Origin of the sequence: Collinsella sp. TF05-9AC, assembly GCF_003438495.1 — a bacterium.
Classification (GTDB): Bacteria; Actinomycetota; Coriobacteriia; order Coriobacteriales; family Coriobacteriaceae; genus Collinsella.
In genome coordinates, this window is record NZ_QSSH01000003.1 from 49,132 (window position 1) to 71,676 (window position 22,545).

The 22,545-nt window shown below is 59.2% G+C and carries 21 protein-coding genes; 16 read left to right on the top strand and 5 right to left on the bottom strand.

The annotated features are described in order from the left end of the window. The 8 genes from DXC52_RS01645 (at window position 1) to DXC52_RS01680 (ending at window position 7,368) form a co-directional block, all read left to right on the top strand. Window positions 1-852 carry a sugar phosphate isomerase/epimerase gene (locus DXC52_RS01645; RefSeq protein ID WP_117745875.1) on the top strand — a complete coding sequence of 284 codons (852 nt, stop codon included), beginning with the start codon at window positions 1-3 and terminating at the stop codon, window positions 850-852. A gap of 62 nt (window positions 853-914) precedes the next feature. Then, window positions 915-1,883, top strand: coding sequence for an SIS domain-containing protein (locus DXC52_RS01650; protein ID WP_117745876.1), 969 nt, complete (start codon window positions 915-917; stop codon window positions 1,881-1,883). Between the two features lie 13 nt (window positions 1,884-1,896). Beyond that, a complete protein-coding gene (locus tag DXC52_RS01655) occupies window positions 1,897-2,760 on the top strand; it encodes a PfkB family carbohydrate kinase (RefSeq protein ID WP_006234359.1) in 864 nt (287 codons plus the stop codon). Window positions 2,761-2,881: 121 nt separating this feature from the next. Continuing rightward, a complete protein-coding gene (gene frlD, locus DXC52_RS01660) occupies window positions 2,882-3,682 on the top strand; it encodes a fructoselysine 6-kinase (RefSeq protein WP_117745923.1) in 801 nt (266 codons plus the stop codon). 27 nt (window positions 3,683-3,709) lie between these two features. Further along, window positions 3,710-4,570, top strand: a complete 861-nt coding sequence (locus tag DXC52_RS01665) for an amidohydrolase family protein (RefSeq protein WP_233504724.1) — start codon at window positions 3,710-3,712, stop codon at window positions 4,568-4,570. A 2-nt stretch (window positions 4,571-4,572) separates the two neighbouring features. After that, on the top strand, window positions 4,573-5,001 hold the full coding sequence (locus DXC52_RS01670) for a secondary thiamine-phosphate synthase enzyme YjbQ (RefSeq protein WP_117745878.1): 429 nt from the start codon (window positions 4,573-4,575) through the stop codon (window positions 4,999-5,001). 33 nt (window positions 5,002-5,034) lie between these two features. Then, a complete protein-coding gene (locus DXC52_RS01675) occupies window positions 5,035-5,844 on the top strand; it encodes a BtpA/SgcQ family protein (RefSeq protein WP_233504726.1) in 810 nt (269 codons plus the stop codon). A gap of 6 nt (window positions 5,845-5,850) precedes the next feature. After that, entirely contained in the window at window positions 5,851-7,368 is a 1,518-nt protein-coding gene (locus tag DXC52_RS01680) for an FGGY-family carbohydrate kinase (RefSeq protein WP_117745880.1), read from the top strand. A gap of 81 nt (window positions 7,369-7,449) precedes the next feature. Here DXC52_RS01680 and DXC52_RS01685 read toward each other — a convergent pair whose 3' ends face one another. Both DXC52_RS01685 and DXC52_RS01690 read right to left on the bottom strand, forming a co-directional pair. After that, complete coding sequence (locus tag DXC52_RS01685) at window positions 7,450-8,232, bottom strand: TatD family hydrolase (RefSeq protein WP_117745881.1); 783 nt, start codon at window positions 8,230-8,232, stop codon at window positions 7,450-7,452. A gap of 14 nt (window positions 8,233-8,246) precedes the next feature. Beyond that, entirely contained in the window at window positions 8,247-9,041 is a 795-nt protein-coding gene (locus tag DXC52_RS01690; RefSeq protein ID WP_117745882.1) for a ThiF family adenylyltransferase, read from the bottom strand. A gap of 178 nt (window positions 9,042-9,219) precedes the next feature. Here DXC52_RS01690 and DXC52_RS01695 point away from each other — a divergent pair, with 178 nt between their 5' ends. From DXC52_RS01695 to ettA, 3 genes are all read left to right on the top strand, one after another. Continuing rightward, window positions 9,220-9,498: an autorepressor SdpR family transcription factor gene (locus tag DXC52_RS01695; protein ID WP_022094448.1), complete on the top strand. Its 279-nt coding sequence runs from the start codon at window positions 9,220-9,222 to the stop codon at window positions 9,496-9,498. Further along, window positions 9,491-10,195 (top strand): SdpI family protein, encoded by a 705-nt coding sequence (locus DXC52_RS01700; protein ID WP_117745883.1) that lies wholly within the window; start codon window positions 9,491-9,493, stop codon window positions 10,193-10,195. The genes DXC52_RS01695 and DXC52_RS01700 overlap by 8 nt, the downstream gene beginning before the upstream one ends. A gap of 184 nt (window positions 10,196-10,379) precedes the next feature. Further along, window positions 10,380-12,059, top strand: coding sequence for an energy-dependent translational throttle protein EttA (gene ettA, locus DXC52_RS01705; protein ID WP_117745884.1), 1,680 nt, complete (start codon window positions 10,380-10,382; stop codon window positions 12,057-12,059). Window positions 12,060-12,120: 61 nt separating this feature from the next. Here the strand turns inward: ettA and DXC52_RS01710 are convergent, their stop codons facing one another. Together DXC52_RS01710 and DXC52_RS01715 are read right to left on the bottom strand one after the other, a co-directional pair. Continuing rightward, on the bottom strand, window positions 12,121-13,428 hold the full coding sequence (locus DXC52_RS01710; RefSeq protein ID WP_117745885.1) for a hypothetical protein: 1,308 nt from the start codon (window positions 13,426-13,428) through the stop codon (window positions 12,121-12,123). Window positions 13,429-13,566: 138 nt separating this feature from the next. Beyond that, window positions 13,567-14,511 (bottom strand): hypothetical protein, encoded by a 945-nt coding sequence (locus tag DXC52_RS01715; RefSeq protein ID WP_117745886.1) that lies wholly within the window; start codon window positions 14,509-14,511, stop codon window positions 13,567-13,569. Between the two features lie 203 nt (window positions 14,512-14,714). Here DXC52_RS01715 and DXC52_RS01720 point away from each other — a divergent pair, with 203 nt between their 5' ends. The 5 genes from DXC52_RS01720 (at window position 14,715) to DXC52_RS01740 (ending at window position 21,564) form a co-directional block, all read left to right on the top strand. Then, window positions 14,715-16,694, top strand: a complete 1,980-nt coding sequence (locus tag DXC52_RS01720) for an NAD(+) synthase (RefSeq protein ID WP_233504727.1) — start codon at window positions 14,715-14,717, stop codon at window positions 16,692-16,694. A gap of 118 nt (window positions 16,695-16,812) precedes the next feature. Continuing rightward, window positions 16,813-17,976 carry a pyridoxal phosphate-dependent aminotransferase gene (locus tag DXC52_RS01725; protein ID WP_117745888.1) on the top strand — a complete coding sequence of 388 codons (1,164 nt, stop codon included), beginning with the start codon at window positions 16,813-16,815 and terminating at the stop codon, window positions 17,974-17,976. 201 nt (window positions 17,977-18,177) lie between these two features. Next, a complete protein-coding gene (locus tag DXC52_RS01730; protein WP_006234343.1) occupies window positions 18,178-19,128 on the top strand; it encodes an L-lactate dehydrogenase in 951 nt (316 codons plus the stop codon). Between the two features lie 159 nt (window positions 19,129-19,287). Continuing rightward, window positions 19,288-20,448, top strand: a complete 1,161-nt coding sequence (locus tag DXC52_RS01735) for an Mbeg1-like protein (protein WP_117745889.1) — start codon at window positions 19,288-19,290, stop codon at window positions 20,446-20,448. 111 nt (window positions 20,449-20,559) lie between these two features. Further along, on the top strand, window positions 20,560-21,564 hold the full coding sequence (locus DXC52_RS01740; RefSeq protein ID WP_117745890.1) for a nucleoid-associated protein: 1,005 nt from the start codon (window positions 20,560-20,562) through the stop codon (window positions 21,562-21,564). A gap of 246 nt (window positions 21,565-21,810) precedes the next feature. Here the strand turns inward: DXC52_RS01740 and dapD are convergent, their stop codons facing one another. Continuing rightward, complete coding sequence (gene dapD, locus DXC52_RS01745; RefSeq protein ID WP_117745891.1) at window positions 21,811-22,530, bottom strand: 2,3,4,5-tetrahydropyridine-2,6-dicarboxylate N-acetyltransferase; 720 nt, start codon at window positions 22,528-22,530, stop codon at window positions 21,811-21,813. Window positions 22,531-22,545 lie beyond the last annotated feature (15 nt).

Here is a 22,545-nt window from a genome sequence, read left to right on the forward strand (position 1 = left end):
ATGTCTGAATCCAAACCGACGCTGCGTCGCGAGCAGATTGCGGGCATGAATATCCACTACATCATGTGGTCGCTCGATTACTTCCTTGATGTGCAGCAGCGCTTGGGCTTTGAGTCCATTGAGCTGTGGTGTGCAGAGCCGCATGTGACGCTCGACCATACGGGCTACTTTGAGGCTGAGGTCCTGGCGAAAAAGGCTGCAGACCGTGGGCTTAGGTATCGTACTCTGTGCCCCGAGAATGTTGTCTATCCTTGGCAGTACTGCGCACGCAAGCCGCTGCATGAACAGCGCAGCCTGGCGTACTTTAAACACGGCATTGAACTTGCCGAGGTACTTGGGTGCGACCGTATGTCCATCAACTCGGGCTGGGGCGACTGGGACGAGGACCGCGAGGAAGCCTGGAAGCGCAGCCGCGAGCACTTGTCCATTCTGGCGGAGTATGCCGGCGAGCACGGTCTGGTGCTTACGATGGAAAGCCTGCGTCCCGAGGAGAGCAACCTTGTGACGACGGTTTCCGATGCGAAGCGCATGATTGACGAGGTCGCGAGCCCGTACTTACAGCCCATGGTTGATACAACCGCGATGGGCGTCGCAGGCGAGACGCTCGAGGACTGGTTTGCCGCCTTTGGCGATGGGGCAATTCACGAGATGCACTTTATCGACGGTGACCCGTATGGCCATCTGGTGTGGGGCGATGGCAAGCACGATATGGACGCCTTCGTCGCCACGCTCAACGCCCATGGTTTCGACGGCATGCTGGGCCAGGAAATCACGGACGGTCGTTACTACGATGACCCGGCGGCCGCAGATGCCAAGAACATGGCCGCATTCGAGAAATATCTGATTGACTAAAACAACCATCGGCCACGCAACCAACGTCATTGATTGCGGGCCAAACAAGAAAGGAACTGGATATGAACGCACACGATCTGATTAAAGAGGCAATTGCCGAGAAGGGCAAGTTCGACAGCGTCTACTGGATTGCTTGCGGTGGCTCCATGATCGATTTGATCCCGGCTCATGAGCTTCTGCAGCGCGAGGCTACCACCTTCACTTCGTATATCTATACCGCGCGTGAATTCGACATTATGCGTCCACGTCGTCTGGGCGAGAAGTCCCTGGTCATCGCTTGCAGCCACAGCGGCAATACCCCCGAGGTCGTCGAGGGCTGCGAGATTGCCCTTGCTGCTGGCGCTACGGTGATCGCCCAGACCGACAACGCTGGATCCAAGATTGACTCCGGCAAGTGGACCACGTGGGTCTACCCATGGGGCGAGGGCGTGCCGCAGGCCGAGGTCCCCGCTGGCATTTCGCTGTCGCTTGCGGCAGAGCTGCTCGATCAGCAGGAGGGCTACGCCGATCTTGCCGATATGTATGCCGGTATCGCCGAGATGGATAAGATTCTTCCCCCGGCACGCGAGAAGGTAAATGCCGAGCTGGGCGATCGCTTTGCCAAGCTTTGCCAGGAGCACGAGTTCTTCTATATTCTGGGCAGCGGTCCCAACTTTAGCCAGACCTACGGTTTCGCTATCTGCTCTCTTATGGAGATGCAGTGGCAGCACTGCAGCTACATTCACTCTGCCGAGTACTTCCATGGCCCCTTCGAGGCTACTCAGGATGGCGTTTTTTACTTCCTGCAGATGGGCTCCAGCGAGTGCCGTGCTATGGACGAGCGCGCCCTGGTGTTCCTTAAGACGCATACCGATACGCTGATGGTGCTCGATGCCAAGGAGTACGGTATGGAAGCCGTGCCGGCGAGCGTCCGTGCCTATCTGGACCCGGTGCTGTTCTACGCCATGAACTGCGAGCTGCGTGCCGCACGCGGCAAGGTGTTTGACCATGATCCCGATTTCCGTCGCTACATGGGCGTCGTCGAGTACTAGAAGGGTAAATACCATGGCATTTAACGTTAACGCGCTCGGATTTGGCGACAACGTCGTCGATCGCTACGAGCATATCCACACCATGTATCCTGGCGGCAATGCGGTGAACTTCGCCGTTTATGCCAAGAAATGCGGTGCCGCACGCTCTGCATACATGGGCATTTTTGGCAATGACGCCGCTGCCGAGCATGTCATTGCAAGCCTCGAGGATGAGGGTATCGAGCTTGACAAGTGCGAGCAGATGATTGGCGAGAACGGAGCGGCTCGCGTGACCGTCGTTGACGGTGACCGTGTCTTCCTCGGCTCCAACGAGGGCGGTATCCGTGGCGATGCGCGCTATGTCCTCGATCGCTTTGATCTGGCGTATATGAAGCAGTTCGATGTGGTTCATTCTGGCAACTATTGCTTTACCGAGCGCGAACTGCCCAAGTTGAAGGCCGCGGGCGTCACGGTTTCATTTGACTTTTCGGATGACTCCACCGACGAGTACTACGAGCAGATTGCACCCTACGTCGATTTCGCTTTCTTTAGTGCGGCGGATGCCGCGAGTGAGGACGAGATTCGCGAGCGTCTGGCATGGGTGAAGGGCCTGGGTCCGCGTTTTGTGTCGGCTACGGCGGGCGCCGAGGGCTGCATTGCTTACGACGGCGAGCGTTATTACCGCCAGCTGGCTAAACCGGTAACGGACATGAAGGACACCATGGGGGCGGGCGACTCGTTCCTCACCTCGTTTTTGATGTGCTATCTCGATTCCGCCAAGCGTGGTGAGGATGGCGCCGAGGCCATCGAGCGCGCGCTCGACTTTGCTGCCGGGTTTGCCTCGACCGTGTGCGGCATGGAAGGTTCTTGGGGCCACGGAGCACCAATCGTCGAATAGCTTAAGAAAGCGTACGGCGGTCTGGCTATGAGGCTTTGGACAGCCGATGCAAAACAATGAGCGAAACGCGAAAAGGGGGCTCGCCATGTGGTGGGTCCCCTTTTGTACATTGGAGAAGACCATGGGTATTAAAGCGTGTGCGGCTGGATTTTGCTGCGCGGACGTCTATCAAAACATCGGCGTGTTCTATCCGACTGGCAATGGCATTGACTGGGGTATCCATCTTGCACGAATGGGCGTTTCGGTATCTGCCGTGTCGGTTGTCGGCAAGGACGAGTACGGAGACAAGATGAGAGAGGCGCTGGCCGCCGAGGGGCTCGATATCTCACATCTGCGGGTGGAGGATGGCGACACCTCGGTGATGCTCATGGCATTGAAAGACGGCGTCGATCGCGTACATCTCGAGGCGATCGATGGCGTAATGGAGACATATCGACCGAATGAAGACGACCGGGCGTTTATCCTGGAGCATGACATCATTCATACCGACCTGTTTGGCAATTGTTTGGACCTCCTGCCCGAATGGCATGAAGCGGGCAAGACGGTGGTTATGGACTTCTCGGTGTTCAGCCAGGATCCCGAATATGCATGTGAGGCTCATTTTCCTTACGTAGACTATGCGTTCATGTCGTTTGAAGAGGACACTTCGGAGCTACGTGATTGGGTACGTCACGTACAGGAGTTGGGGCCGCGCGTTGCGGTTGCCACGCTTGGCGAGAAGGGAAGCATTGCCTTTGACGGCGAGCGCTTCTATGAGTGCGGGATCGTGCCGGCGGAGAAGGTCGTTAACACCGTGGGTGCCGGCGACTCGTATATTGCCGGGTTTACCAAGGGCGTGATCGATGGCCTTGATATTCCGGCGTGTATGAAGGCGGGCGCTGAACTGTCGTCCCGAGTGATTGGTTCGTTTGAGCCGTACTAGGGCCAAATGCCTGGAAAGGAGTACGAAATGGTTATCGACATGTTGGTTCAGCCCATGCTCTACAGCGAGATCTGTACGCCGGGTGATGAGCCTGATGGATTCGGTTTTTGGTCACGAGAATTTGGTATGGGGCATATGGGCCCCATGGATTGGGATGAGCTTCAAGTCGAGATGGACGTCTGCGACGTGCGGAAGAGCGTGCTCATGCCGCTCGATGTAACCACGGCATGCGGAGGACACTTTGGCACCAATGACCAGATTGCCATGCTGGTTGCCGCGCACCCCGATCGTCTGTGGGGATTTGCGAGCGTAGATCCGCAGGTGAGCGGTGCCGCAGACGAATTGGAGCGCGCCTTTACCGAGTTGGGGGCAAAGGGGCTTTGCCTGCATCCGGCAAAGCAGGGTTTTGCCCCCGATGATGCTGTGGCCGAGCCGCTTTACGAGCTGTGCGAGCGCTATAACAAGCCGGTGGTTTTCCATGCCGGTATGTCTTGGGAGCCGGGCGCAGAGCTCTCGCGCAGTAACCCGCTTGCATTTGAGCACACAATCGCAACGTATCCAAATGTGCGCTTTAGTTTGACCCACTTTGGCTGGCCCTGGGTGCGCGAGACCGTGGCGATGCTGCTCAAGTATCCCAACTGCTACACGGACACCTCTATCACTTACATCGATTCGCCCGAGGAGATGATGCAGCGCCTTTTCACGGTCGATATGGGGCCGCTGTGGTATGAGCGCGCGCTATCGCATCAAGTGATGTTCGCCAGCAATACGCCGCGTTTCCGTGCATTCAAACTCAAGCGGGCGCTCGATACCGTGCTCATGCGCGATGATGCGCGAGAAAGGCTCTACTGGGGTAATGCCCTGCGTTTTCTTGAAGGGGATGAGTAAACATGGTGACGCTCGAGATATTGAGCTATCTATCGACTGCTCCGGACCAGTTCATCGATATTACCGAGGACGTGCACGTTGCCATCGAACGCAGCTCGGTGACCAATGGCTTGGCAGCGATTATTTTGTCGCATACGACCTGTGGAATCGTGGTAAACGAGGGGCTGCCCTGCGTGGAGACGGATCTTATGGAGACGCTTGATCGCATCGCCCCACTCGATGCCCCCTATGCGCATGCACACTTCCTGCCGAGCTATGGAGCCACCGGCAACAACTCCTGTGGGCATATCAAGAGCATGATTTGTGGAAACAGCTGCTTCTTTCCCGTTCAAGATGGCCACATCGTGTGCGGAGGTGCCCAGAACATCTATCTTGCGGAGTTTGACGGTCCGCAGAAGCGAAAAGTGTACATCGAGGTGCTGGGGGAGTAACGTCCCTGCAATAACCCTATGAAGGAGCACATTATGTCGTTTCTAACTTCGATGTTCAAGACCGAAAAGCCGGTTATCGGAATGCTGCACCTGCGTCCTCTGCCGGGCGATCCACTGTACTACCCGGGCGGAAGCGTGTCACAGGTCGTGGAAGCCGCCAAGCGCGATCTCGAGGCGTTGCAGCAGGGCGGTGTCGATGGCATTTTGATTACCAATGAGCTCTCGATGCCCTATGAGCAGCACGTTTCTCCCTCAACCCTTGCATCGATGGGTTATGTAATCGGGGCTCTGTCCCATGATCTGTCGACTCCTTGGGGAGCTGAGGCTATTTACGATGGTGATGCCACAATCGAGCTGTGCGCTGCCGTCGATGCGCAGTTCACGCGCTGTATTTTTTGCGGTGCCTGGGCCGGTGATCTCGGGCTGATTAACCGAGATTTCGCGCACACCATGCGTCGCAAGGCGGCGCTGCGCTTGGACGACCTCAAGCTTTTTCACTTCATCACGAGCGAGGGAGAGGTTTATCTCAACGACCGCACGACTGCGGACATTGCCGATTCGCTTCTCTTTAATTGCCTACCGGATGCGATGGTCATCGGCGGTTCGGCTGCCGGTCGTGGCGCTTCGGGCGAGCTTGCCGATGAGGTCCGTGAGCGTGTTGGCGAAGTGCCCGTGGTATGTGGCACCGGTTGTCGCGAAAATACCGTGGCTGACGTATTTGCTCACTACGATGGCGCGTTTGTCGGCACCTGCTTAAAGCGCGACGGAAAGCTAGATGCCCCGGTTGATGTTGAGCGGGTAGCTCGTTTTATGGCTGCCGCCCGTACGGCGCGAGGGGAGTAGGCACCTATGGCGCTCTATCTGGGTATTGATATTGGGACAAGCGCCTCTAAAGGCGTTTTAATCGATGATCGATGCAACATCGTTTGCCAAGCCTCTTGTGGACATGAGACGGACAACCCGTGTGACGGATGGTACCAGCATGATGCCGAGGCCGTTTGGTGGGGCGATTTTTGCCGCTTGTCGCGCGAGCTGGTGGCGCGATCGGGGGTTAACGCGGCACAGATCGGATGCGTGGGCCTTTCCGCATTGGGTTGCGACTGTGTGCCGGTCGATACCGAGTGCAACGCGCTGGCGCCCGCGATTTTGTATGGAGTCGATGCACGTTCGAAACCGCAGATTGACGAGCTTCTTTCCGAATATGGGACAGATCGCGCACGCGAGCTTTTCGGGCACGATCCCTGTTCGTCAGATATTGCTCCCAAGATCTTGTGGTTTAAGGAGAATATGCCCGAGGTGCACGAACGTGCCGCGAAGTTCCTGACGGCGTCATCGTTTCTGTGCGCAAAGTTGACGGGGCGTTTTACGGTGGACCGTTATTTGGCGGAGGATTTTCTTCCCCTATACGACCGCTTCACTTGGAAGGTTGATGCTCGGGAATGTGCTCGTTTCTGCCGGCCTGACCAGATGGCGGAGGTAATGTCGGCTACCGATATTGCCGGGGTGATTACTCAGCGTGCGGCTGAGGCGACGGGGCTCGCGGCAGGGACACCTGTCTTAGTGGGAACGGGCGACTCTGGTGCCGAGGCCATTTTGACGGGTGTATTTCGTCCCGGCGATATGATGGTTCAGTTGGGGAGTACGGCGTATTTCATCTATCTAGCTGATCATATGGTCGATGATGCCCGCCTGTGGCCAGGGACGTTTATCATTCCCGGAACTTACGGGATCTGCGCGGGGACCAATACTGCGGGTGCGCTCACATCGTGGCTGCGCCAAGAGCTGTATCGCGACGCCGTGGAGGCCGAGGGCCACGGTGGCCCCGATGCATATTCGGTTATGGCGCATGATGCCGCCGGTGTGGCGCCGGGTGCCGATGGGCTCCTGTGTCTGCCGTACTTTGCGGGGGAGCGCACTCCGCTCAACGATCCCGAGGCGCGTGGCGTCTTCTTTGGCCTGACCGGAAGGCATACACGAGCCCATATGGTTCGCGCCGCCTTGGAAGGCGTCGCGTATACCGTTGCATCCCATGTCGACATTATCGAGCGAGAGCATGAACTGCCAATTGGGCGCATTATGCTTGTCGGAGGCGGAACCAAGAATCCAGTTTGGATGCAGGCTATCGCCGACGTATGCGGGCGCGAGGTCTCGGTTGCCAAGGTTACGGTGGGCGCATGCTTCGGTGATGCCATCATGGCAGCTCTCGCAGGTGGCGCCTATGCATCATGGGATGAGCTCGCCCAAGTCCTTGGCGTTGCGCAAACAATCGTGCCTGATATGACTGCCCACGAGTTATATGCGTCGCGCCGTCATATCTTTGACGAATTGTATGCACGCAACCGTGATCTCATGCACGAATTGGTGTAATGCTGCCGAATTGTACTGTCTTCCAAAATAGGGACTGCGTTGTGCGATTTGCATGCCCCTTGGCATTTTTGCCCACAGGGGTTAGCGAAGGTCAAAAACAGAGTGCGCATTTGTTAAAACTGCCGACTCGATGCGCTTTGCGTCACAGTTTTTGAGTGAGGCGATGCGCATCGAGGTCCTTGCGAGCGATCTGATGAGCGACTGCGCGCTTGTTTCTGTGTTTGGTTTGGCTGGCGCATCGGTCTCGAGCAGTAGACGGTCGAGTGGAATCTGCCGGGCATATTCGCGACCGCGCTTGGTGGCGAGCATACGCTCGTTCACGGAAAAATAGCAGTTTGCGTTTCGCGCGCGGGCGAGTTCGTTCGAAGTGCCGCTAAACCAGTGGAAGATGATAGCGGGGGAGTCGGGGTTTGGGATGAGTAGTCCATGCGATTCGAGGACGTCCAGTACGGCTCCTGCCGAACGAACGGCGTGAATTGATATCACGCGCCCGGTAAGAGGATGCTGCACGAGTGCATCGCAGAGCCGGTTAAGTGCCTGTATTTGTAGCGGCTCACTTCCAGCGAAGCGCGCGGAAAAGTCGAGCCCGACTTCGCCGATGTAGCGCTCTTGGGCAGCAACTTCGCAAAGCAGATTGACTTCGGCGGGACCGCAGCGGCCGTCGGCGAGCCACCAGGGATGGAGGCCGATGCCCTTGATGACGGTAGGAAGGCGACGGGTTCGCCCGTGTGCGCTAGCGAAGTCGCGTGGATCGACGCCGCAATCAAATAGACCCAAGCCCAGCGCCGTTGCCTCATCGGCAACGGCGTCCGGGTGAGCCATTAAATCAAGATGGCAGTGTGCATCAAATAACCGGGACTCCATCTCGGCGCGCTCCGCTAGTCCAGGCGTTGGCCGTCGGCGCGCACGCGCTCGGTGCCGCGACCACTGATCTGACGGATAACCTCGCCGGCGATCATCTGGCCCATGATGGGCGGCATAAAGCTGGCGGTTCCCAGCTCGGTGCGCTCGTGGATGTTGGAAGGGTCGCGGGGCTGTGTCTTAACCGATTCCTCGCAGCTAAACAGTACGTGCAGGCTCTTGATGCCGCGCTTCTTGCATTCTTTGCGCATAATGCGGCTCATGGGGTCACGTACCGTATCGAAGATGTCGGCAAAGCGGAGGCACTCGGGATGGAGCTTGTTGGCCCCGCCCATGGAGCTAACCAAACGAATGTCGTGGTCCTGAGCATATTTGGCAATGGTGAGCTTGGCCGAGATGGTGTCGATGGCGTCGACGACGTAGTCGAGCTTGCCGTCCGTCTGCTCCAAAACGCTCGCGAAGAACTCGTCGATGTTGTCGCTCAGCAGGTATTCGGTGCGTTTGATAACGGTGGCGGCGGGATTAATGTCGTGGATCATGGCTTCCATAACATCGACCTTGCGCTTGCCGATGGTGCTGTGAAAGGCGATAGCCTGGCGATTGATATTGCTGGGCGCGACGATGTCCTTGTCCAGAATGACGAAATGACCAATGCCGCCGCGGGCGAGCGCCTCGCAGCAATTGGACCCCACACCTCCGCAGCCGAGCATCAGCACCGTAGCATCGGCGAGCTTATCGAGTGCCTCGCGGCCCATGATGATCTCGAGCTTGGTGTCGCGTGTCTCGACGAGAGCGGCAGCGGTTTCGGTCATAGACATCCTCCGATGGGGAAGCGAATCGTGTTTTAGCTATCGTCATTATAGGTAATCGCCATAGGTTGCGATGGCGTTTACTTTGATGTGGTTTGAAGCATTGCGATTAGATAGTTAGACAAACATCTAAATATCGAGTATAGTGTGCGCGTCATGAGAGATGATGAGAGGAGGTCTTATGCCGGGAGAGGGTTTTAAGGCGCTTGCCGATCCAACGCGACGGCGCATTTTGGAACTGCTGCGCGAGGGCAATTGCACGGCGGGGGAGCTTGCCGAGCATTTCGATATCAGTAAGCCGTCGCTGAGCCATCACTTGGCGACGCTCAAAAACGCCGGGTTGGTGACCGACGAACGTCATGGCCAAAACATCGTTTACAGCTTAAACACCACCGTCATGCAGGACTTGATCGGCTGGTTTATGGGCTTTACAAACACGGAAGGTGATAAGGATGAATAACGAAAACAAGGGCATTCACCCCACGGGGGTATCGTCGCGCGTGTGGATTGCGCTGGTCGCTCTGTGCGTCGCCAATGTCGTAGCGCACCTCATGGTGATGCCGAGCTTGCCTGCGCAGATTCCCACGCACTGGGGCGCGAACGGCGCCGTCGACGGTTGGGGTCCTAGCTGGATGGCCTCCGCGCTCGGCGTGCTGCCTCTGGCGCTTCTCGCAATGTTCTGCGTGGTGCCGCGCATCGACCCCAAAGGTGAGGCATATCGAACCTCGGGCAAGTTCTACCAGGGCTTCGTAATCGCCTTCACCTTGTTCATGTGCGCCATAAGCTGGCTGGGAGAGCTTACGGTCTGGGGCGTGGTGCCGGCGGTCGGTTCGGTTAACGTGCTTATTTCCGGTGTTGTCGGTTTGCTGTTCATCGGCGTAGGCAACTACTTGCCGCGTGTGAAGCAGAACTATACGCTCGGTATCAAGACACCTTGGGCGCTTGCCGATCCCGAGAACTGGCGCCGTACGCAGCGTTTTGGCGGCGCCTGCTTTATGGTGCTGGGTATTGGCCTGATTGTGATGGGCGTGGCAGGCAGCGTGCTTTCGAGTGAAGTCGTCGCCGCGGTGATTGCGGCTCTGGCGTTTGGTTCGGTTGGAGCCGTCTACGTCTACTCGTATCTGTTGTGGCGCAAATCGCAGCGAGCCGCTCGTTAAGGTTGCGGAAAACTAGCGTATGCAGTTCATAGTATGTTCCGGGGGACTTTTCCCAGGTAGTATTAGGGGGTGTGGGCAACCATGCCCCTTTTTCGTTACGTTTCAGAGCTGGTTTTCTCATTTCGTTTCCACTAAAGCGAATCAAGAATAGGGAAACAGCAGGTAGAAAGGATAGAACAGACATATGGCGGAGTTTATCTACCAGATGTATCAGGCTCGCAAGGCCCATGGCGACAAGGTGATCCTTGACGACGTGACCCTGAGCTTCTACCCCGGTGCCAAGATCGGCGTCGTGGGCCCCAACGGTATGGGCAAGTCGACCCTGCTCAAGATCATGGCCGGCATCGAGGAGGTCTCCAACGGCGATGCCAGGCTCACCCCCGGCTACACCGTAGGCATCCTGCAGCAGGAGCCGCCGCTCGACGACGACAAGACCGTTATCGAGAACGTGCGCATGGCGTTTGGCGATATGATCGCCAAGGTCGATCGCTTCAATAAGATCGGCGAGGAGATGTGCGGCCCGGATTGCGACATGGACGCCCTCATGGCCGAGATGGGCAAGCTCCAGGACGAGATTGATGCCGCCGACGGCTGGGATATCGATTCCAAGCTCGGCCAGGCCATGGACGCCCTGCAGCTGCCCGATTCCGACATGCCGGTCAACGTGCTTTCCGGCGGCGAGCGCCGCCGCGTGGCCCTGTGCAAGCTGCTGCTCGAGGCTCCCGACCTGCTGCTGCTCGACGAGCCCACGAACCACCTGGACGCCGAGTCGATCCTGTGGCTCGAGCACTTCCTGCACAACTACCAGGGCGCGGTGCTTGCCGTCACGCACGATCGCTACTTCCTGGATAACGTTGCCGAGTGGATCTGCGAGGTCGACCGCGGCCACCTCTATCCCTACAAGGGCAACTACTCCACGTATCTGGAGACCAAGGCTGCCCGTATCGAGGCGCAGGGCAACCGCGATGCCAAGCTCGCCAAGCGCATGGAGGCCGAGCTCGAGTGGGTACGCAGCTCGCCCAAGGCTCGCCAGGCCAAGAACAAGGCCCGTCTGGCTCGCTACGAGGAGATGGAGGCCGAGGCCCGCGCAAGCCAGAAGCTCGACTGGACTGACATTCGCATTCCTGTGGGCCCGCGTCTGGGCAACAAGGTGCTCGAGGCCCATCACCTGCACAAAGAGTTCGATGGCCGCGTGCTTATCGACGACCTTTCGTTCACCCTGCCGCGCAACGGCATCGTGGGCGTCATCGGCCCCAACGGCGTCGGTAAGACCACGCTGTTCAAGACGATTGTGGGTCTGGAGCCGCTGAGTTCGGGCGAGCTCGAGGTGGGCGAGACCGTCAAGATTTCTTACGTCGACCAGAACCGTTCCGGCATCGACCCCGATAAGAACCTATGGGAGGTCGTCTCGGACGGCCTGGACCACATGATGGTCGGCGAGACCGAGGTTCCGAGCCGCGCTTATGTGGCGAGCTTTGGCTTTAAGGGCCAGGACCAGCAGAAGCGCGCTGGCGTGCTCTCCGGTGGCGAGCGCAACCGTCTGAACTTGGCGCTTACGCTCAAGCAGGGCGGCAACTTGCTGCTCCTCGACGAGCCCACGAACGACCTCGACGTCGAGACGCTGTCTTCGCTCGAAGCGGCGCTGCTCGAGTTCCCGGGCTGCTCGGTGGTCATTAGCCACGATCGTATGTTCCTGGACCGCGTCGCCACGCACATTCTGGCGTGGGAGGGCACCGACGAGAATCCGGGCAACTGGTATTGGTTCGAGGGCAATTTCGAGGCCTATCAGGCCAACCGTATCGAGCGCCTGGGCGAGGACGCAGCCCAGCCGCATCGTATTCACCGCAAGCTGACGCGCGATTAGTCGAGCTCAGGTGACCTAACGAGAAAGGGACGATAACCTTGAGGGTTATCGTCCCTTTTTGTTACTTGGTAGAAGGCTCGACTTTATCGATGGTCCAGGCGGCTCCGAGACCGCCGGTGGTGTTGCGGCGGATGCGCACGGTGACTTCGTGGCGCTCGCCGGCTTGCGTGTAGCGCAGAGGGAAGCTTGCGCGGTTTCGCGCGGCCTCGATGGTACCGCGCTCGCGGGCGATCCAGTAGTACTCGCCGACGATGCCGAGCGTGTCGGCGCCGTAGGGGAGATAGGTTGACAGCTGGTGCAGAAGCGGGCCGGGACAGAAGACCTCGGTTGCGAAATCGACGGGGAAGTCCTCGGGGATGGCGGGCGCTGCAGGTGCGGGGGTTGGGGCCGCTGCGGGTGCCGAAGCCGGTGCAGGTGCGGGAATTTGGTCGCAAGCAGAGGTGGGCACGGACTCGATGACGGGTGCGGGCTCCGGCGTCGTTTTCGGCTTGATTGTGGAATCTGCGGGCTTCACGGTGACGGGCGCGTCTGCAGCTGCAGTTTCAACCTCAACCTGCGTCGCGTTCTCGTTTTCAACGCTCGACTTTGCCTCGACCGGCGTGGAGGCCATGGTGGTGATGCCGGCATTGGCGTTCTCGGGGTCATAGACGACCGTGAGCGAGATGGCGGGCTGCGGCGTCTCGGGCTCCGGCACCGACTCGGCAGCGCCTTGATCGGCGGGCTCGTCAGACTGATCGTCCTCGGCCTCGTCGCCAAAGACATCGCTGTTTTGGAACGCAGACGTCTCGGGCTGGCCAGCGGCTTCTTCGGTTGTCGACTTGGGAGCTTCGTTGAGCTCCACAGTGGCTTCCTGCTCGGATATGACTTTGGGATTGGTCGTGGCGGCGATTTCGGTTTCGGCTTCTGCTGTTACCTCAATAGCGATTTCGATCTCTGTCTCGGGCTCGGGTTCCGGCGCGGCGTCAACCATGGCTTCGGGCTCGGGACGCTTAACGTGCTTGGGGCGCACGGCCTTGAGGTCCTTCTCGCCGCGCTTTTTCTTTTTGTAGGACTGCTTGGCTCCTTTGGTTGCCTTGGGCTTGTCCTCGCCCTTGGCAAGGGCGGCATCCCAGGCCTCGTTGGCGATGACGGTGGCATACAGGCGACCGCCCTTAAAGACGGTCAGCTTGATGCAGTCATCGAGCTCCTCGAGCAGCTCGCGCGTGGACTCGAAGCCCAGGTCATAAGCGGCCATGTCGCCGGCGGCGAGCGTCTCCTCGACCTGCGTCATAAACGTTTGCTTGCCGCACCCAATCGCATCGCGCAGCAGACGATATAGATAGATGTGGTTGCCCAGCGATAGCGTGGGCTTAACTATTGTCTTGCTCATGGCAAATCTCCTCTTTACACACCAAAGCATCTTACCATCGCACGGGGCGTGCCACCTCGGCGCCCAAGGCAAACGGGCGCGACCGTTGCCGGTTCGCGCCCGTTATACAGGTCGGTTATCTATGAGAGGCAAACGTGCTTAGTTGCCCGACGCCGTGCCTTGGCTCGAGCTGTCAGATGCCGTGCCGGACGCGGTTCCGCTCGAGCTGTTAGTGCTGCTGTTGTCGGTAGATCCCGTGCCCGATGTATTGTCGCTTGTCTGGTCGCCCGTGCTCGGCTGCGAGCTGTCAGTCGTTTGGCTTGAGTCGGTCGTGCCGGATTGCGTGCCGCTGTTGTTCACGGAAGAATCGACGCCCTGCGATTGATCGGGGGTGTTCGAGGACGAGTCGGTGGATGCGGAGGTGCCCTGCGAGTCGTCCTGCTGGCTTTGCGATTGACCAGTGCTATCCGCGTCGTGCTCGGTCGTGCGCGACGACAGAATCGGCTCGGGGCGCTCGCCCAGACCCTCACCGGCGGTGGTGATAAGGATGGCGCCGGTGCAGGCGATGACCGCGACGATGGCGATGGCGATCGAGAAGATGATGACCTTCTTTTGCGTCTGGCTGCGCTCTGCCGCCGCCTTGGCGCGCAAGCTGTTGGGGGCAACGCGCGCCGTGGTCGCGCGCCCCGCAATCTGGCGCATCTCTTGCGTAGTCGCGGCGCCGCCCAGGTGTTCCTTGGCATCAAACTCAACAGGCTCATAGGCGCCGGCGGGGTAGTCGACGTCGGCGTGCGTACCTTTGAGGGCTTTGGCGCTGGCAGAGATAAAGTGGCGGTAGACCTGCGAGGACACAACGGTGATGACCGAGCTCACGGCGGCGCCAATTACTGAACCTGCGATACCAATCTTGGAAGCAAGCGCGACGCTTGTGGCGGCTGCTGCGGCGCCGGCGATGATCTGGGGAATGGAAATGTCATCGAACAGGCCCTTTTTGGGCGCGATGGCCATGGTCTGTCCGATGGAATGGTTTTCGTGAACGCCGTTGTTGAGCGCGGCTGGTGTCATGACGCGCGTGCGCGGCGCGTCGGTGTACTTGGTTGTCATACGGGGCCCTCCCGGTGTAAATCTGCTTCGTTTCATGCAGCCATCAGGGTACCCATCAGATGTGAATCGTACGTGACATTTAACAGATACCATCAACTCATCAATAGCTCACCAAGTTGGTGGGATGCGGTTACACCCGGCGGTTGAACTACAATAGGGCTTGCTAATTGTTGTGAATGGCGTTTACGCACGGGGGCATTCTTATGAATCTTCACCTTTCTCAGTCTGATGGCTTTTTGCGTGTGGCGGCGGCCTCGCCGCGGATTCGCGTGGCCGATGTCGAGGGCAATGCCGAGGTTGCACTGACGGCTGTTCGCGAGGCTGCCGAGCGCGGCGTTCGCGCGCTGGTGTTGCCCGAGCTTAACCTGACCGGCTATACCGCGGCCGACCTGTTCCATAATCGCACGCTGCTGCATGCCTGCGAGGTTGCTCTGGTGCATATCCTCGATGAGACTCGTGAGCTGCCGATTGTCTTTACCATCGGTCTTCCCGTGGCGGTGGCCGAGAACATCTACAACTGCGCCGCCGTGTGCTGTGCGGGTGAGCTTTTGGGTCTTACGGCCAAGAAGTATCTGCCCAACTATGGCGAGTTCTATGAGTGCCGTTGGTTTGCTCCGGCGCCTGCGGATCCTGTGTGGGTCGAGTTTGCCGGTCAGGGTCCGGTTTCGCTGGGTTCGGGGCTTGTCTACCGCTGCTGTGATGAGGGCGCCGAGGACCTGGTGCTGGGCGTTGAGGTCTGTGAGGACCTGTGGGTGCCGGCGCCCCCTTCGACCGAGATGGCGCTTGCCGGTGCGACGGTGATTCTCAATCCGTCGGCCTCGGACGAGATTATCGGTAAGGCAGATTACCGCCGCAGCCTTATCTCCAATCAGAGTGCGCGCCTGTACTGTGCCTATGCCTATGCAGACGCGAGCGAGGGCGAGTCCACGACCGACATGGTCTTTGCGGGGGAGAACCTCGTCTACGAAAACGGCTCCAAGCTCGCCGCGACCAAGCTGCTTACCTGCGACATGGCCGTCGCCGACGTTGACCTTGACCGCCTGGTTGCCGAGCGCCGTCGCTCGACGACGTGGACGCGCACGGACGATGCGCCGGAGGCCACGACCGTTGAATTTTCGTTTGAGGGCGTGCCGGCAGATGAACCTGTCCTGCGCGATGCGTTCGACATCGACCGTGTCTTCCCCCGCGCGCCCTTTGTGCCGGCCGACCATGGCGACCTGGCCGAGCGTTGCGAGACCATCCTCGACCTGCAGACCGCCGGCCTCAAGACCCGCCTTGCCCATACGGGTACCAAGGCCGCAGTCATCGGTCTTTCAGGCGGCCTGGACTCCACGCTGGCGCTGCTCGTGACGGTTCGCGCCTTCGATGCACTGGGGCTGCCGCGCACCGGTATCACAGCCGTGTCCATGCCCGGCTTTGGCACGACGCATCGCACCAAGTCGAATGCCGAGTCGCTCGCCCGCGACCTGGGTGTGAGCTTCCGCGAGGTTTCGATCCACGCGGCTGTGGAACAGCACTTCAAGGACATTGAGCACGATCCGGCCGTGCAGGACGTGACCTACGAGAACAGCCAGGCGCGCGAGCGTACGCAGATTTTGATGGATCTGGCCAACCAGGCTGGCGGTTTTGTCATCGGCACGGGCGATCTGTCGGAGCTGGCGCTCGGCTGGGCTACCTATAACGGCGACCACATGAGCATGTACGCCGTCAACGCGAGCGTGCCCAAGACGCTTGTGCGCCATCTGGTGCGCTATGCGGCCGATGTCTTTGGTGGGCGCATTGCCGAGGTCCTGCTCGATATCCTCGATACGCCAGTGTCCCCCGAGCTTCTGCCGCCCACGGGCGATGGCGAGATTGCGCAGAAGACCGAGAATTTGGTGGGGCCGTACGAGCTGCACGATTACTTCCTCTATTACCTGCTGCGTTTTGGCTTTGAGCCGGGCAAGATCTACCGCATGGCGCTCAAGAGCTTTGAGGGCGTCTACGACGCCAAGACCGTTCACACGTGGTTGCGTACGTTCTACCGTCGCTTCTTTGCCCAGCAGTTTAAGCGCAGCTGTCTGCCTGATGGTCCCAAGGTGGGCTCGGTGACACTCAGCCCGCGCGGTGATTGGCGTATGCCGAGTGACGCCAGCTCGCATCTGTGGCTTGCGCAGATCGACGCGCTCGATGCAGTTGACTAAGGTTGGCTAAATTGAACCAATACGGGGGTTGCAAGCGTTACACTTTTGCAATCTGATGGCCCGTATCGCGCGGCGCTCTTGTCAGAGCGCCGCGTTTTTCATATCGAAAGGTGGCACCATGCAGGCATCGCAGCGTCTCGACCGCTTTGGCGCGGAGGTCTTCGCCTCGCTCAACAACAAGCTTCTCGCGCTGAAGGCTCAGGGCAAGACCATTTACAACATGAGCGTGGGCACGCCCGACTTTAAGCCGTACGACCACGTGGTCGAGGCGCTCACGCAGGCGGCCCAAGATCCCGAGATGTGGAAGTACGCCCTGCGCGACCTGCCTGAGCTTAAGCAAGCCGTGTGCGATTACTACGAGCGTCGCTTTGGCGTTTCGGGCATTACGCCGTCCATGGTGCAGTCGTGCAACGGCACGCAGGAGGGCGTGGGTCATTTGGGCCTGGCCCTGCTCGATCCGGGTGACACCATTCTAGTTCCCGATCCGTGCTACCCGGTCTTTGAGGCGGGTGCGAAGATCGCCGATGCCAAGCTCGAGTACTATCCGCTGGTTGCCGAGCACAATTACCTGCCCTATGTGGCGGGCATCGATCCCGAGGTGGCCGATCGCGCCAAGTACATGATCGTTTCGTTGCCCGCGAACCCGGTCGGCTCGGTGGGTACGCCCGAGGTCTACGAGGAGATTATCGCCTTCGCGCGTGAGCACGATCTACTGATTGTTCACGACAACGCGTACTCCGACATCGTGTTCGACGGCGAGCCGGGCGGAAGCTTCTTGCAGTATCCCGGTGCGCTCGAGGTGGGCGTTGAGTTCTTCTCGCTCTCCAAGTCGTTTAACGTCACCGGTGCGCGTATCGGCTTTTTGGTCGGCCGCGAGGACGTGGTCTCGGCCTTTGCCAAGCTGCGCAGCCAAATCGACTTTGGTATGTTCTTCCCGATCCAGAAGGCTGCTATCGCCTGTCTGAACGGTCCGCGCGATGAGGTCGAGGCGCAGCGTCTGAAGTACCAGGAGCGCCGCGATGCCCTGTGCGACGGTCTTGAGGGCCTGGGCTGGGAGCGTCCCAACGCGCATGGCTCCATGTTCGTGTGGGCCAAGCTTCCCGGTGGTCGCACCGATTCCATGGCGTTTTGCGAGGAGCTTATGGAGAAGGCCGGCGTTGTGGTGACGCCGGGCGCGAGCTTTGGTCCTTCGGGCGAGGGGCACGTGCGCATGGCGCTGGTCTTGCCGCCCGACCAGATCGCTTTGGCTGTCGAGGCCATTCGCGAGGCTGGCCTGTATTAGAAAGTTGTTTCGGCTCGTCAATAGCTCGAAACCGATTTCGTGCAGTTATTTTACGAATTCTGCAAATAATTTCGGTAAGCGGTCGATATTTGGCTGCGAATAGGAGCATAATCAAAGTCCCGATTGGATGTATTGGGATTACGGCAAGCCGCTCGGGTCGTTCCCGGGCGGCTTGTTTGTGGAGAGAGATGGGAGTTTCTAATGGTTAACGAGAAGAAGGTCGCTATTGTCGGCTGCGGTTTCGTCGGTTCGTCTTCGGCGTTCGCGTTGATGCAGAGCGGTCTGTTCTCCGAGATGGTTCTCATCGACGTGGACAAGAACCGCGCCGAGGGTGAGGCCCTGGATATCGCGCACGGCATGACGTTTGCCGAGCCGATGAAGATCTACGCCGGCGATTATTCCGATGTCGCCGACGCCGCCATGATCGTCGTCACCGCTGGCGCTGCCCAGAAGCCCGGTGAGACCCGCCTGGACCTGGTCAATAAGAACGTCAACATCTTTAAGTCCATTATCCCCGAGATTAAGAAGTCTGGCTTCGACGGCATTCTGCTCATCGTCTCCAACCCGGTCGACGTTCTGACCTACGCCGCCATTAAGATGTCCGGCTTGCCCGAGGGCCATGTCATCGGCTCCGGCACCGTGCTCGATACCGGCCGTCTGCAGCAGATGCTCGGCGCTCACGTTGAGGTTGACCCGCGCGACGTTCAGGCCTATGTCATGGGTGAGCACGGCGACTCCGAGTTTGTCGCTTGGTCCAGCGCTCAGGTTGCCGGCGTTCCGCTGAACACCTTCTGCGAGCTTCACGGCCACCTGGAGCACGAAGCCGCCGAGAAGCGTATCGCCGAGGACGTCAAGAACTCCGCCTACACCATCATCGAGAAGAAGCACGCCACCTACTACGGCGTCGCCATGGCCGTCAAGCGCATCTGCACTGCCGTCATGCGCGATGAGCAGACCGTTCTGCCCGTTTCCTCGCTCATGGTGGGCGAGTATGGCCTGTCCGATCTTGCCATCTCCATGCCGACCGTCGTTGGCCGCGACGGCGTCGTCTGCCGCGTTCCCGTGCCGCTGAACGACGACGAGCAGCATGAGCTCACCGCCTCCGCAAAGGCCCTCAAGGACATCATCGACAGCGTTGACTTCTCCTGCTAAATTCGGCTCGTTTGAGCAACAGGCTACAATGAAGGCGCCCGGATCCATGTGACCCGGGCGCCTTTTTGGTGCATTGGGGACAGGTTTGTTTGCATCAAATGAGGTGCAATCGGTGCAAAACCAGCCTGTCCCCCTTGCACCATTGTTGATGGGAGGGCCATGTCTGATTCGCCTAACTTTTTGACCTATGCCCAGACAGCCTTTGACTCGTTTGATGAGCGGTCGTTTTGCGCGGTGGACAGTCTGGTCTTTGCCTGGTTGTCGTATTTGCGCCTGCCTCAGGACATGCCAGAGCTTGAGGGCTGGCAGGGCCTAGACGTTCGCGAGCTGCTGCGTGCCGAGTGCTACCGGGACATGATTGACGACTTGTGGGATCCAGAGGGGAGCAGGGCCTTGTTGGAGGCCGTGGCAGCAAGCCCTCGCTACCGTGGCGTGCACGTTTGCGGCTATCGTGCCGTGAGCGATGTGGTGGCGACAGAGCAGTTTGCAGCCATGGCGTTCCGGTTTCCGGCGGGGTTTAGCTATCTTTCCTTCCGGGGGACCGACAGCACGATTGTGGGCTGGAAAGAGGACTTTAACATGGCGTTCCGGTATCCTGTGCCGGCCCAGGAATCCGCGGCGCGTTATGTGGACGAGGCGGCGGATGCGATTGACGGGCCGCTTTTGTGCGGAGGTCATTCCAAGGGTGGAAACCTTGCGGTTTACGGTGCGGCGATGTGCTCCGATGTCGCCCGTGCGCGAATCGAACGGGCGTATTCCCACGATGGTCCGGGTTTCGTCGAGGAGTTTCTGAACGGCAACGCCTTTGCCGATCTTTCCGGTCGAATCGACAAGACGCTACCTCGGTCGTCGATCTTTGGCATGATGTTCGAGACACAGGAGGACTATGCCATCGTTGAGAGCACCGAGTTCAGCCTGCTGCAGCACAATCCCTTTAGCTGGGTGGTTGATGGTCGCGACTTCGTGTACTGTGAGCGCCTGTCCGCCGGTGCTCGATACGTTGATGGCTCCATTCGCGAGATGCTGCTTGCAGTTTCGCCTAGCGAGCGCGAGCGTTTTGTAGATGCGTTGTTCTCCGTGTTTGAGGCTACGGGTGCTGAGCGGTTTGCGGATATCGCTGGGAATCTGCGCGAGAGCCTGCCCGTGATGCTCCAGGCTGCGCAAGGGTTTGACAAGGATACGCGACGCTTTGTCTCGCAGACCATCGTGGCAATTCTTAAGTGTGCGCTGCTGCCCAAACGTCCCGAGTTCAGCGTGCCTTCTAGTGGTAAGAGCCTGGCAGAACAGCTCGAGGTGTGGCAGTCCGAGCTCCTGCGCTAGCCATTGGTGCAAAGCAACCTGTCCCCGATGCACCAATCTTCGATGCGCTTGGGGCGGGCTCGACCGCTATACTGGTTCGTGCTCAATTCAATCTAGAACGGAATGCCGTATATGAAAATCAATCACGCGATTCTGCATATCCTGGACTTTGACTCTGCCGTCAACGTCATGAGCCAACGCGAGCTCGATATCGAGAGCCGCACCGTGCGTAATTTCGTAACCACGCACCTGCGGCGCGCTCGTACCTCGGCCGACAATAAACGCGCCACGTTTGCCGAGAACTCTGCGTTTGGCGGCGAGCTCAAGGGCTATTTCTTTGGCGAGCGCGAGTTTGTGGACCTGTCGCAGCAGATTGCGGAGTTCATCTCTTCCGAACTCACCAAGGCCGAGAAAGCCGAGTCCACTGACGTGCTTGTGGCCGATTTTGACGACGATGAGGATGCCCGCTGGTTTGCCGTGATGCTGCTGGGCTCTAAGCAGGCATTCATGCACGAGGTGGGCCGCGAAGAAGGCGAGGTGCGCAACGATATTGCGCGCCACTACGCCATTCTGCCCAACCCCTCGCAAAAGGTGCCGAGCTATGCAATCGTGCGTGCAAGCACCATGGAGATCGGCTATGTGGATAAGAAGCGCAAGATTGCCGGCGAGGATCGCATGCTCATTCCCGACGGCCTGCTGCAATGCGACACGGGCGTTTCGGGTAAGGAGGTCATCGACACGGTGACGCGCGTGGTCGAGGAGGTCGCCGAAGAGCACGGCGCCAACACGGCCGTGGCGCTCGCTAAGGTTAAGGCTGCCGTTGCCGAGAAGGTCGAGGATGACGAGGAGCTGCCGCCTTGGGATATCGTCGATGAGGTCTTTGAGGACGAACCGGTCATCAAGGAAAGCGTGCGCGCGGCACTGACCGAGGAGAGGGTTCCTGAGCGCGTGCCCGTGGAGCGCAAGCAGGTCGAGCGCGCGGCCGTGCGCAATCACAAGATTCGTACCGACACGGGCATCGAGATCAGCTTCCCGGCCGAGATGGGTTCGAACTCCGAGTACATCGAGTTTGTCAACGAGCCCAACGGCCTCATCTCCATCGAGCTCAAAAACATCGGGTCAATTGAGAATCGATAAACTGCGCTTGGACGCCGCAAAAAAACAAAGGCCGAAGCCCCGGATGAGGGCTTCGGCCTTTTTGCTTGGAGCTGAATTACCCCGCAGGTTGAGCATAAGTCAACGAAAACGACCCAGAGCGAGCAAGGTGACGTGAAAGAGGAGGGCATTGACCTTTTGGTCATGCCCGACGATTGAATGTCAGATTGCCGCTCTGGGTCGTTTGGAGTGTCGAGCCGTTACGCGGTTTGGTAAAACCGCGTAACCCTAGAGCTGGCGCAGGCCCTCTTCCAGGCCGGTCTTGCTGTCGGTCTTTTCGTCGCGCATCTTGATGACGCGGGCGGGGACACCGGCCACGACGGCACCGGCGGGGACGTCCTCGACGCACACGGCGCCGGCGGCGACGACAGCGCCCTTGCCTACGTGCACGCCCTCCAGGACCACGGCGTTGGCGCCGATCATGACATCGTCCTCGATGATGACGGGCGTGGCGCTGGCGGGCTCCACAACGCCTGCCAGCACGGTGCCGGCGCCGATGTGGCAGTTCTTGCCCACGGTGGCGCGGCCGCCCAGCACGGCGCCCATGTCGATCATGGAGCCTTCGCCAATGACGGAGCCGATGTTGATAATGGCACCCATCATGATGACGGCGCGGTCGCCGATCTCGACGCGGTCGCGGATGATCGCGCCCGGCTCGATGCGGGCGTTGATGCCCTTAAGGTCGAGCATGGGGACGGCGGAGTTGCGGCAGTCGTTCTCCACATCGTAGTAGTCGATGGAGTCGGCATTGGCATCCAGGATGGCCTTGAGCTCATCCCAGTCACCAAAGACGGTCTTGCCACGACGACCGCCGTAGACGTGTGCATTGCCCCAGGCAACCTTCATGCCCGGCTTCTCGCGCACGTACAGCTTAACGGGCGTCTTTTTGGGCGCGGTGGCGATGTAGTTGATAATCTCTTGTGCATTCATCTCGGCTGCGTTACTCATATATTGTTTCTCCTT